Source organism: Streptomyces sp. NPDC012888, assembly GCF_042900645.1.
In the GTDB taxonomy this organism is placed as follows: Bacteria; Actinomycetota; Actinomycetes; order Streptomycetales; family Streptomycetaceae; genus Streptomyces.
The window spans coordinates 40,396-51,624 of record NZ_JBIBBM010000024.1 but is presented as its reverse complement, the minus strand read 5'-3'; the positions used below and the strand labels follow the sequence as shown (position 1 = coordinate 51,624).

The window sequence follows — 11,229 nt, the reverse complement described above, 5'->3', positions numbered from 1 at the left end:
GGGTGGGGGGGGGGGGGGGGGGGGGGGTTCCGGGGGGGGCCCCCCCCGGGGGGGGGGGGCGGGGGGGGGGGGCCGGGGGCCGGGCGGGGCCCCGGGGCCCCCCGGTCAGAGTTCGACCACCGAGCGGAGGACTTCGCCCCGGGACATGCGGGTGAAGGCCTCTTCCACCGCGTCCAGGGGGATGCGTTCGGAGACGAAGGCGTCCAGGTCGAGGCGGCCCTGGAGGTAGAGGTCGATCAGGACCGGGAAGTCGCGTTCCGGGAGGCAGTCGCCGTACCAGGAGGACTTCAGGGCGCCGCCGCGGCCGAAGACGTCGAGGAGGGGGAGGTCGAGGCGCATGTCGGGGGTGGGTACGCCCACCAGGACGACCGTGCCGGCCAGGTCCCTCGCGTAGAAGGCCTGCTCGTAGGTCTCGGGGCGGCCGACCGCGTCGATGACCACGTCCGCGCCGTGGCCGTCGGTGAGCGCCTGGACCGCTTTGACCACGTCTTCGGTACGGCCGTTGACGGTGTGGGTGGCGCCCAGGCCCTTCGCCCAGTCGAGTTTCCGTTCGTCGAGGTCGACCGCGATGATCTTCGAGGCGCCCGCGAGCCGGGCTCCGGCGACCGCCGCGTTGCCCACTCCCCCGCAGCCGATGACGGCGACCGAGTCGCCCCGCCCCACCCCGCCCGTGTTGAGGGCGGCGCCCAGGCCGGCCATCACCCCGCAGCCGAGCAGGCCGGCGGCGGCCGGTGACGCGGCCGGGTCCACCTTGGTGCACTGGCCGGCGGCGACCAGCGTCTTCTCGGCGAAGGCGCCGATGCCGAGCGCCGGGGACAGCGGGGTGCCGTCCTCCAGGGTCATGGGCTGCGTCGCGTTGTGCGTGGCGAAGCAGTACCAGGGCCGGCCGCGCCGACAGGCCCGGCAATCCCCGCACACCGCACGCCAGTTGAGGATCACGAAGTCCCCCGGCGCGACCGAGGTGACGTCGGGGCCGACCGCCGAGACCACCCCCGCCGCCTCGTGGCCGAGCAGGAACGGGAACTCGTCGTTGATGCCGCCCTCCCGGTAGTGCAGGTCGGTGTGGCAGACCCCGCAGGCCTGCACGTCGACCAAGGCCTCGCCCGGCCCCGGGTCGGGCACCAGGATCGTCGTCGTCTCCACCGGTGCGCCCTTGCCCCGCGCGATGACCCCTCGTACGCGATGTGCCACGTCCTGCCCCGTTCTTCTCGGTTGTGTCCCGGCCGTCGGCACGTTACCCCCGCAGGAGTTCGGGCGGTACGGCCTCGCGCAGCGCGGCGCCGAAAGCGGCCACCGCCGGGTGGCCGCCGGAGCCGCTGCGGAACGCGATCAGGGTGCGGCGCTGCATCGCCAGCCGGGTGAGCCGGACGGCGGGATCCGCGTGCGCGGCCGGGATGCCCAGTTGCGGGACCACGGCCACGCCCTGGCCGGCGGCGACGAGGGCCAGGACGGTGGCGAACTCGTCGGCCTGGTGGCGGATCCGGGGCGCGAACCCGGCCGCCTGGCAGGCCCGTACGGTCATGGCGTGGCAGAGGGTGCCCGGGGTGGCGGTGATCCAGGGGGCTCCGCTCCAGGGCGCGAGGACCTCGGACTGGCCGGGTACGGCGTCCGGGTCCGCCGGCTCCCCCGGTTCCGGCCGCTCCCCCAGTTCCCCCGGCTCCCCCGGTTCCGGCCGCTCGCCCCGCTCCCCCGGTTCCCGCGCGGGGTCGGGCGCCGGGACCGCCAGGTACATCGATTCGGCGTACAAGGGCCGCGTGGTCAGGCCCGGTTCGTCCGGAGCGGGGACGAAGTCGTAGGCGTGGACCAGGGCGACGTCCAGGTCCCCGGCCCGCAGGGCGTGCGCCACGCCCGCCGGGTCGGTCTCGCTGACCATGGGTTCCAGCCGGGGGTGGTGGCGGGCCAGCGTGACCAGGGCGGCGGGCACGATGGCCCGGGTGGCGGTGGGGAACGCCCCGATCCGCAGTACTCCGGCCAGCCCGCCGCGCGCTTCGGCCAGTTCCGCTTCGGCCTGTTCCAGCCGTTCCAGTACGGCCTCGGCGTGCCGGACCAGGTTCTCGCCGGCCGGGGTGAGCCGGACCCGGCGGCCGGTGCGTTCCAGCAGCGGGAGTCCGGCCTCGCGTTCCAGCACGCCGAGTTGCTGGGACACGGCCGATGGGCTGAACGCGAGGGCTTCGGCCACGGCGGCAATGGTGCCGCGGCGGGCGAGTTCGCGCAGCAGGCGCAGGCGTCGTACGTCGAGCATCGGCTCAGCTTACGGTTCCGGTAAGGAACGCGAACTGGATTCGGCGGTCCGCCCGGGGCAAGCTCGTCCGCATGGCACAGGACATCGACGCACCCTTCTTTCCGGGCGGGATCCACGTCCCGCTCGTCACCCCGTTCACCGACTCCGGCGAGGTGGCCCCCGGCGCATTGGAGTCGCTCGCGCACGAGGTGCTCGACGCGGGAGCCACCGGCCTGGTGGCGCTCGGCACCACCGGCGAGGCCGCCGCCCTCGACCCGGCCGAACGCGATCTGGTCGTCGACGTCTGCGCCCGCGTCTGCGGGCAGCGCGGCGTCCCGCTGACGGTGGGCGCGGGCGGGAGCGACACCCGGTCCGGGGAGGCGGCGCTGGCCCGGCTCGGCCGGTGGCCGCAGGTCCGGGCGGCGCTGGTGACGGTGCCGGCCTTCGTACGGCCCTCGCCGGCCGGTGTGGTCGCGCACTTCGAGCGGCTGGCCGCGGCCTCGCCCGTGCCGCTGGTCGTCTACCACATCCCGTACCGGACCGGACTGGCGCTGGACGCGGCGACGCTGCGGGCGATCGCGGAGCTGCCCGGGGTCACCGGGGTCAAGTACGCGGGCGGGGGCATCGGCCCGGACACGGTGGAGCTGCTCGGGGACCTGCCGCCGGGGTTCGCCGTGCTGGCGGGCGACGACGCGTACCTGTCCCCCATGCTGGCGCTGGGCGCGGCCGGCGGCATCCTCGCCTCCGCCCACCTGGCGACGGGCCGGTTCGTGGAGCTGGCGCGGCTGTGGCGGGACGGCGACGTGGCGCGGGCGCGCGGGCTGGGCCACCGGCTGGCGCGGCTGGCGTCGGCGGCGTTCGCCGAGCCCAACCCGGCGGTGGTGAAGGGGGTGCTGCACGCGCAGGGCCGGATCCCGAGTCCGTACGTACGGCTGCCGCTGCTGCCGGCCGGGCCGGACACCGTGGCCGTGGCGCTGGGCCGGGTGGCGGAGCTCGCGGCGACCGGATGAGGTCGGGCCGGTCGGGGCCGTGTCAGGACCGGTGCCGCGGGCGTTGGAGCGGTGTCGCCCCGTCCACGAGGAGCCGCCCGTGCACACGCCGCCCGGTACGAACGAGCCCGATCCGAACGCCCCCGGTCGCGGAGGGCCCGGTCCCGGAGGGCCCGATCCCGGAGGATCCCGTCCGCGGGTGTCCGGGTCCGAAGTGCCCGGTCCGGGCGGGGGCGGCTCCGGCGCCGCCGGCCAGGGGCCGGCCAGTGGGTTCCGCCGCACCCCGGAGGAGGTGCGGGCGTACTACGCCGCGCAGCCGGCTCCGCTCGTCGCGGCCACCGGGATCGTCCTGGACGGCGCCGGGCGGGTGCTGCTGCTGACCCCGTCCTACAAGGAGGGGCTGGAGCTGCCCGGCGGCACCGTCGAGGACGACGAGACCCCCGAGCAGGGGCTTGCCCGCGAGTTGCGGGAGGAACTGGGGCTGGACCTTCCGGTCGGGCGGCTGCTCGCGGTGGATTCGCGGGGCCCCGCCGGGCTGGGCCGGGCCCTGGTGGTGCACGTGTACCTGGTGGGGCCGCTGTCCCGGGAGCAGGCCGCCGGGATCTCGTTCGCGGACGGGGAGGTGACCGCGACGCAGTGGCGGCTGCCGGAGGAGGCCGGCGGACTGCTGCCCGCGCGGATCGCGCCGCGGCTGCGGGCCGGGCTGGCCGCCCTGTACGCCGGGTCCGTCGCGCACCTGGTGGACGGCGTGCCGCAGCCGGGGTCCCCGGCCGCGCTGGACGCGGCGCGGCGGGCGGAGCTGGAGCACGCCGGCGCGTTCGACCGGGCGAGCCACCGTGCCAGCCGGCCCAAGGCGTTCACGGCCGCGCACATGCTGTTCACCGACGCGGCCGGCCGGGTCCTGCTGGTTCAGCCGGCCTACCGGGCCGACGGGCGTTGGCAGTTGCCGGGCGGAGGGGTGGAGAGCGAGAGCGGGGAGACCCCGCGCGAGGGTGCGCGGCGGGAGTGCCGCGAGGAGCTCGGGCTGGACGTGGAGCCGGGGCGGCTGCTCGCCGTGAACTGGACGGGCCACGCCCCGTATCCGGCGCGGGTGGCGTTCGCCTACGACGGCGGGGTGCTGGACGAGGCGGCGCTGGCGGCCGTCCGGTTGCCCCCGGCCGAGCTGCGGCAGTGGCGCACGGCCGCCGCGGAGGAACTCCCGGGTCTGGTGAAACCGAAGCTGCGGCGGCGGATCGAGGCCTGCCTGCAGGCCCTGCGGGAGGGCACCGGGCCACTGGAACTGTACGGCGGGCGGCCGTGGACGCCGGCGGGCGGCTCCCGCACCGGCCCCGGCTCCGGCACCGGCACCGGCAGCAGCACCGGCTCCGGCGGGGAGGCGCGGTGAACCCGGCGGTGGCGCTGCTGCTGGCGGAGGCGTACGGGCTGGACGCGCGGTCGGCCGAGCCCGCGCCGGCGGGTACGGAGACGGTGAACCACGTGGTGACCGGGGCCGACGGCGGCCGGTGGTTCGTGAAGTGCTACCCGCCGCACGCCGACCTGGGGGCCGAGGAACGGGCCCTGGAGCTGGGCCGGTTCGCGGCCCGGGCGGGGGTCCCCGTGCCGCTGGTGCGGGCCGGGCCCGACGGCCGGCCGGTGGTCCGGGGTCCGGGGGCCGCGGTGTCGGTCTCCTCGTACGTCGGGGACGCGGAGACCGCGGAGGGCGGGTTGCACGGCGGCCGCTGGGCGGCGGTCGGCACGGCCCTGGCGCGGCTGCACACGGCCCTGGCCCGGCACCCGGTGGGCGGACCGCGCGCCGCGCCCCGGGCGGAGGTCTTCGAGGCGGGGCGCAGCGCCCGCAGGCTGCGCGGGCTGATCGGCCGGTACGGGGAACGGCCGCGGGAGGGCTTCGAGGGCTGGGCGCTGGCCGTGGCCCGGGAGCGGCTGGGGCTGCTGCCACGGGTCGCCGCGCTGGCGGGGGCGCTGCCGGCCCGGCTGACGGTGCAGGTGGTGCACGGGGACCTGGCAGCGCCGAACCTGCTGCTGCGCGGGGCAGAGGTCGCGGCGCTGGTGGACTTCCGTCCGCCGCGGCCGCGGGCGGCGGTGTGGGAGATCGCGCGGATCGGCTGCGATCCGCGGACGGTGGTGACGCGGGAGGACTGGCCGGACGGGCTGGCGCGGCTGATCGCGGCGTACCGGGAGGGGCGTCCGGGGCTTCCGGCCGAGGAGCTGGCGGCCGTGCCGCGGGTGGCACTGTGCGCGCTGGCGGAGTCGGTCCACCCGCTGGACGTGCCGCTCGACCGGCCGGGGGCGGTGACCCGGTCGCTGCGGACGTACGCGCTGCACCGGGACCGGGCCCTGGGGATCCTGCTGGAGCGCCTTCCGGAGGCCGAATTGGCGGTGCGGAAAGCAATTATTTAATGGGAGATGTCCGGTTCATCCCTTCGCGCGGGTGGCGAATCGGGCATTACGGGAATTGATCAGTGAGAGGAATCATATTCGCCAATTCAGGCCTTGTTCCGGTCATCTCCGCTGTTCTACGGTCACCGCAATCCCGATGGGTCCTCCCCCCGCCTAAGGAATTGCGCATGGCCGGAAAAGGCAAGCACCGCCGCCCCAAGAACAACCCGCTCTCCCGCGGATTCATGCTTGCCGGTACCGGCGGCGCCGCACTCACCCTGCCGCTGATCAGCGCGGGCGGCGCGGCCGCCGCCGCGCCGGCCAAGGCCACCGCCGCCACCACGACGTATTCCGTGGCCGCCGGCGACACGCTTTCGAAGATCGCGGAAAAGCATTCGGTGGCCGGCGGCTGGAAGAAGATCTACGAGGACAACCGCGCGGCCATCGGGTCCGACCCGTCGCTGATCCGCCCGGGCCTGAAGCTCAAGCTCGGCGGCGGCGCCGCCACGGCCGACCGGGCCGCCGCTCCCGCCCGCGCCGACCGCTCGGCCGCCCGTACGGCGCCGGCCACGTACGCGAACAACCTGGACGGATGGATCCGGCAGTCCCTCGCCATCATGAAGAAGGAAGGAATCCCCGGCAGTTACGAGGGGATCCACCGCAACATCATGCGCGAGTCCTCCGGCAACCCGCGGGCGATCAACAACTGGGACATCAACGCCCAGAACGGTGTCCCGAGCAAGGGCCTGCTCCAGGTCATCTACCCGACGTTCAAGGCCTACCACGTGGCGGGCACCAAGTTCGACCAGTACGACCCGGTCGCCAACATCGTCGCGGCGAGCAACTACGCGGCCGACCGCTACGGCTCCATCGACAATGTGAACGGCCCTTACTGACGGACCGGCATATCCGGCCCGGGGCCGGCCCGGCGGCCGAAGTCCGGGTCCGGTTCCGGTTCCGGGCTCCGGGGGGCAGGTCGGAAACTAAGCCCGGCCCATCACCCGGACGAATTCCTCCGGGTCCACGGCGAAACCGCGGACCCGGAGGTTCGGCTGCCAGGAATCCGAGGAATCGCGGGCGAATTCTGCGACGGTGGCCGCTGACGCGTCTGCGGCGGACCGGAAATCCCCGAGCATCAGGTCCCGGTGGCCCTCGCGGATCCTGACGACGGTCCCGGGAACGTCGCGGAAGGTCTTCCCCTTCTCCTCCCCCGCCTCCCGCTGGACGACCACACCGACCACGACCCGGCGCAACGCCGGTGCCATGCGGTCGAGTTCGAGGGTCATCACCTCGTCGAAGCCGAATCCCTGGCCGGTGCGGCTGTCCCGGTCCAGGGTGATGGTGCCGTCCGGCGCCCGGTTGCCGAAGTGCACCAGGTGGACCGGGGTTCCGTGCGGGTCGTCCGCCCCGTAGACGGCGGCGACGATGTCCAGGTCGTGCGGCGCGGCACCGAGCGGGCTCGGGTCCCACTTCAGCGCGACCTCGACCTTGCGCAGCCCCTTGCTGACACCACTCAGCGGATTCATCGAACTCATCGGACTCGACTCCCCCTCGACGACCGGGAGTTCAACCCTACCCCTCGGCGGGCAGCACCACGACGCCGTCGTCGTCCGCGAACAGGGTGTCCCCGGGGCGGAAGGTGACCCCGCCGAACGTGACCGGCGTGTCGACCGTGCCCGCGCCGGTCTTGCCGCTCTTCCGCGGCACTGTGCCGAGCACCTTGATTCCCAGGTCGAGCCCGCCGAGGGCCACGCTGTCCCGGACCGCGCCGTGGATGACCAGCCCGGCCCAGCCGTTGCGCTCGGCCGCTCCGGCGATGAGGTCGCCGACCAGGGCCGTCCGCAGCGAGCCGCCGCCGTCCACCACCAGCACCGCGCCCTCGCCGGGCGAGTTCACCAGCTCGCGCAGCAACGCGTTGTCCTCGTGGCACTCCAGCGTCCGGATCCGGCCGGCGAACACGCGGCGCCCGCCGGCCTGGCTGAACCTCGTCTCGCAGATGGCCAGCCGCTCGCCGTACTCGTCGTAGGCGTCGGCGGTGGGCAGGGGGGCGACGGCGGCGGCGTCCGGCATCTCGGCGGCCCTCTCTGAAGTGCTGTTCCGGTGATCTCCGGCCATCCTCGCACGCCCCCCTGCGCGCCTCCCGTCCCCGCTCACCCGCTCAGCGGCTCAGCGGCCCAGCGCTCAGCGCTCAGCGGCTCAGCACCGGCGACGGTCCTCGGTGACGGTGCCCTGTGCGGTGGCGACCGTCCGGTCGTAGCAGCCGGCGGTACCCGTCAGGCGGTAGCGCTCCGAGCTGGTGCCCACCGCGTGCCTCTGGTCGCGCGGCACCCCCGTGGTGTACGTGGCGTCGCCGGTGTAGGTGTGGTCGAGCTGCGAGACGGTGGGCGCGGCGCCGTCCCGCAGGGTGAGGACGTGCGCCCGGTCGGCGAGGCCGATCACGGTGCGCAGGCGGGCGTCGGCGCCGACGGTCGTGGTGCCGTCCATGGTGTACGTGCGGTGGGTGCGGGTGGTGCGGCCGCCGTGGGCGACGGTCTCGTGGTCGGTCCAGGTGCCGGTGAAGGCGTCCCGGTCCTCGCCCTCGGTCCAGCGGTGCGCGGAGCTGTGGCTCACGGACCGGGTGACGGTGGTGGTGATCCGGCCGTGCGAGGTGTCGAGGTGGCCGGCGACGGTCAGCCGGTGCCCGGCAGCGCTGTCCACGCGGTGCTCGCCGCCGGTGGAGGAAGGCGGGGTGTGGCGGCTGGAATTGGCCGGATCACCCTCCTCGTGCCGGGTCAGCGCGCCGGTGACCACGCTCCGGCCGGCGTCCAGCCACAGCAGCAGGTTGACGGGGGCGCTCCAGCCCGGCCGCCCCTCGGGCACTCCGGCCACGGACACCTCGACGCGGTGCGGGCGGCCGTCGTTGAGGAGGGCGGCGAAGGGGGTGAGGTCGTAGACGACGGGCTGCACGTCGAAGGCGCGGGGGGCGGGGGTCACGTACCAGAGGAACGGGTTGGACCAGCCGCCGGTCCATACGGTGGGGAAGGGCGCGGCGATGCCGGCGAGGCGGCCGTCCACGCTGATCCGCACCTCGCGGTGGGGGCCGGCGGGCGCGGTGCAGGAGTACGGCGCGGGGTCGGGGACGGTCAGGTACCAGTACTCCTCGCAGCCGCCGCCGGAGCCGGTGGCGTACACCTCGGCGAGGACGCGTTCGGAGTTGCGGGGCAGGGTGACGGGCTGCCCGGTGACCGGGAGGACGCGGTCGGGGGTGCGGGCCGCTCCGGCGGGGGTGCCTTCGGCGGCGTGGAAGGTGAGCGTGACCTTGACGTCGATGACGCCGGTGTAGGTGTCGTTCACCACGTTGCCGATGAGCATCTCGACGGGCTGTTCGCGGCTGAGGGTGTCGCGGTAGTGGGTGACGTCCTTCTCCACGGACCAGGTGATGCCGTCCGGGGAGGGCTGGGGGGTGGAGGTACGGAGGATCTCGACGCCGCCGAGGGTGAGGTTGCCGAGCCGGTCGTACTGGCGGCCCTTGACCTTGCCGTCGAGGCGGAGCACCACCTTGGCCCAGCGGGTGCCGCAGTCGGCCGGCGGCGTGTAGCTGCCGCGGTAGGGGGTGAAGTCGCGGAACTGCGCTTCGGCGAGGGTGAGCGTGCAGGAGGGGGTGGAGGGGCGGTCGACGGGTGGGGCGGCGGTGAGCGGGTCGTGCCAGTCGCTGCCGAACTCGGGGGGTGGGGTGGGGGTTGCGGCGGCGGGCGTGGCGGCGGTGCCGAGTGCGGTGGCCAGCAGCAGGGCGCCGAGCAGGGTGCGGAGCCGGTGTCGTGTCATGGCCCGGCAGTGAACCGGGGCCGGGCCCCGCCCCGCCAGGCCCCGCGGCCGCGCCCGGCCGGTTCCCGCCGCCGGCCTCCGGCGAGGCGGCACGCCCCTGCCCGGCGGCACGCGAAGCCAAGCTGCCGAGCTCCGCCCGACCCCACGGGGAGCCGTCCACTACCCTGCGCCTCAAACGCCGGAGGGGCTGGAAGTGCCCACCCGGCCCCGGCCCGCAGGACCACACCCCGGCGGGCCCCCCAAGCCCGAGCGGCGATTGAGCGGGCCCCGGCGGAGCCACAGCCGCGCAGCCAACGCTCCGCCCGAGCACACAGGGCTCCGCCCCATACCCCGCTCCTCAAACGCCGGAGGGGCTGGATTTCCCCACCCGGAACCGGCCCGCAGGATCATGCCCCGCCCGGCCGACCAAGCCCGAGCGGCGCTTGAGCGGGCCCCGGCGGAGCCAAGGCCGCGCAGCCAACGCTCCGCCCGGGCACACGGGGCTCCGCCCCGCACCCCGCTCCTCAAACGCCGGAGGGGCTGGAAGTGCCCACCCGGCACCGGCCCGCAGGACCACGCACCGCCCCGCAGACCAAGCCCGAGCGGCGATTGAGCGGGCGGCGCCCGCCCGGGCGGCGGTTGAGCGGGGCCGCCCCGGCCCCGGGGGGGATCGCGGGGCCGGGCACGGGTGGCGGAGGGGCGGGCCGGTGGGTTACCAGTTGCCGTCGGTGATGGGTTTGGGGTCGCCCAGGGGGAGGACTTGGCCGGGGAGGGGCGGGACCCAGGGGGTGTGGTCCTCGCCGAGCCAGTCGCCGACCGGCTTGACCGCGCCCAGCGTGCCGGTGGGCGGCAGGTCCGTGGCGTCCGCGTCGTAGTAGTCGAACCAGGGCAGCCCGGCCCGGGTGTACGCGGCCCGGTCCACCGGGGAGGGCGGTGCCGGCTCGCCCGTGATCCGGCTCCACTCCGGCGGGCTGACGAGGTGGACGAAGACCCGGCCCGCCGACTCCTCGGACCAGTCGGTCAGCGGGCGTTCGTCCTGGTAGACCTCCTGCGTGAGGGAGCCGCCCACGCCGAGGCCCATGGCCGCGGGCGCGGCCGGCGCCGCGGGTGCCGCCGGCGCGGCCATCGGGGCGGGCGGGGGCACCGGCCCGCCGAAGCCGCCGGGGGCGGGGGCCGGCGCGGGGGGCCCGGGCCGGGCGCCGGGGGCCAGGCTCCGTGCCCGTGCCTCGGCGAGCCGCGCCTGCTCCTCCCGCCACGCGGCGAGCCGCGGCCCGGCCAGCGGGAAGGCCTGCAGCTGCACCCCGCCGGTGGTCTCCTCACCCGTGACCTGGCCCTCCACGGTCGCACCCATCCCCAGCGGCACCGCGACGAACTGCCGCACCGTGCCCTTTCCGGAGTTGATGCCGTCCAGCCACGGCTGCCGGGGCAGCACCAGGTAGTTCTGTGGATCGCGGGCCAGCCTGCCGGTCCACCGCTCCCCCGACACCGCGCAGACCTTGCCGACGCCCACCTGGAGCGCGGCCGGCTCCCGCGTGCCGGTGAAGCTCAGCCACATCGCCTCCCGCAGGTACACCGGCAGGATGACCCCGCCGCGCTCGCGCCACTCCGCGGGGACCGTGTCGGGGTGGTCCTCCACCCTCCGCAGCGGGAACTCGCCGATGCCCGGCGGCAGCGGATGGGTGCCCGATTCGGGCAGTCGCAGCGTCCGGACGAACCGGACCCGGACCCCTCCCCCCAGCAGCAGAGCATTTCCGTCGATTCGGACAGAACTCGTCACAGCCACCCCTTTCGCCCCCGCCCGGCCGCCGCCGGAGGATTTCCGCAGAACCGGATCGTTATCCTCAAGTCTTCCTCAGATCT

10 protein-coding genes are annotated in these 11,229 nt (G+C 75.4%); 4 read left to right on the top strand and 6 right to left on the bottom strand.

Annotated elements, in window-relative coordinates:
• Positions 1-105: 105 nt before the first annotated feature.
• Both ACFY61_RS31260 and ACFY61_RS31255 read right to left on the bottom strand, forming a co-directional pair.
• Positions 106-1,191 carry an S-(hydroxymethyl)mycothiol dehydrogenase gene (locus tag ACFY61_RS31260; RefSeq protein WP_389477671.1) on the bottom strand — a complete coding sequence of 362 codons (1,086 nt, stop codon included), beginning with the start codon at positions 1,189-1,191 and terminating at the stop codon, positions 106-108.
• A 43-nt stretch (positions 1,192-1,234) separates the two neighbouring features.
• Positions 1,235-2,242: a LysR family transcriptional regulator gene (locus tag ACFY61_RS31255; RefSeq protein ID WP_389477669.1), complete on the bottom strand. Its 1,008-nt coding sequence runs from the start codon at positions 2,240-2,242 to the stop codon at positions 1,235-1,237.
• A 71-nt stretch (positions 2,243-2,313) separates the two neighbouring features.
• Here ACFY61_RS31255 and ACFY61_RS31250 point away from each other — a divergent pair, with 71 nt between their 5' ends.
• The 4 genes from ACFY61_RS31250 (at position 2,314) to ACFY61_RS31235 (ending at position 6,482) form a co-directional block, all read left to right on the top strand.
• Positions 2,314-3,231: a dihydrodipicolinate synthase family protein gene (locus ACFY61_RS31250; RefSeq protein ID WP_389477667.1), complete on the top strand. Its 918-nt coding sequence runs from the start codon at positions 2,314-2,316 to the stop codon at positions 3,229-3,231.
• A 178-nt stretch (positions 3,232-3,409) separates the two neighbouring features.
• Positions 3,410-4,594 (top strand): NUDIX domain-containing protein, encoded by a 1,185-nt coding sequence (locus ACFY61_RS31245; protein ID WP_389477665.1) that lies wholly within the window; start codon positions 3,410-3,412, stop codon positions 4,592-4,594.
• Positions 4,591-5,607, top strand: a complete 1,017-nt coding sequence (locus tag ACFY61_RS31240) for a phosphotransferase enzyme family protein (protein ID WP_389477663.1) — start codon at positions 4,591-4,593, stop codon at positions 5,605-5,607. Before ACFY61_RS31245 ends, ACFY61_RS31240 begins: the two co-directional genes overlap by 4 nt.
• Positions 5,608-5,774: 167 nt before the next feature.
• A complete protein-coding gene (locus tag ACFY61_RS31235; protein WP_389477661.1) occupies positions 5,775-6,482 on the top strand; it encodes a transglycosylase SLT domain-containing protein in 708 nt (235 codons plus the stop codon).
• Between the two features lie 87 nt (positions 6,483-6,569).
• On the opposite strand, the gene ACFY61_RS31230 is transcribed toward ACFY61_RS31235, so the two are convergent.
• The 4 genes from ACFY61_RS31230 to ACFY61_RS31215 all read right to left on the bottom strand — a co-directional run bounded on the left by ACFY61_RS31230 (position 6,570) and on the right by ACFY61_RS31215 (position 11,152).
• Positions 6,570-7,103: a TerD family protein gene (locus tag ACFY61_RS31230; RefSeq protein ID WP_389477733.1), complete on the bottom strand. Its 534-nt coding sequence runs from the start codon at positions 7,101-7,103 to the stop codon at positions 6,570-6,572.
• Between the two features lie 55 nt (positions 7,104-7,158).
• Positions 7,159-7,656, bottom strand: a complete 498-nt coding sequence (gene rraA, locus ACFY61_RS31225) for a ribonuclease E activity regulator RraA (protein ID WP_389477659.1) — start codon at positions 7,654-7,656, stop codon at positions 7,159-7,161.
• 126 nt (positions 7,657-7,782) lie between these two features.
• Positions 7,783-9,390: a peptide-N4-asparagine amidase gene (locus ACFY61_RS31220; protein WP_389477657.1), complete on the bottom strand. Its 1,608-nt coding sequence runs from the start codon at positions 9,388-9,390 to the stop codon at positions 7,783-7,785.
• A gap of 691 nt (positions 9,391-10,081) precedes the next feature.
• Positions 10,082-11,152 (bottom strand): hypothetical protein, encoded by a 1,071-nt coding sequence (locus tag ACFY61_RS31215; protein WP_389477655.1) that lies wholly within the window; start codon positions 11,150-11,152, stop codon positions 10,082-10,084.
• Positions 11,153-11,229: the final 77 nt, after the last annotated feature.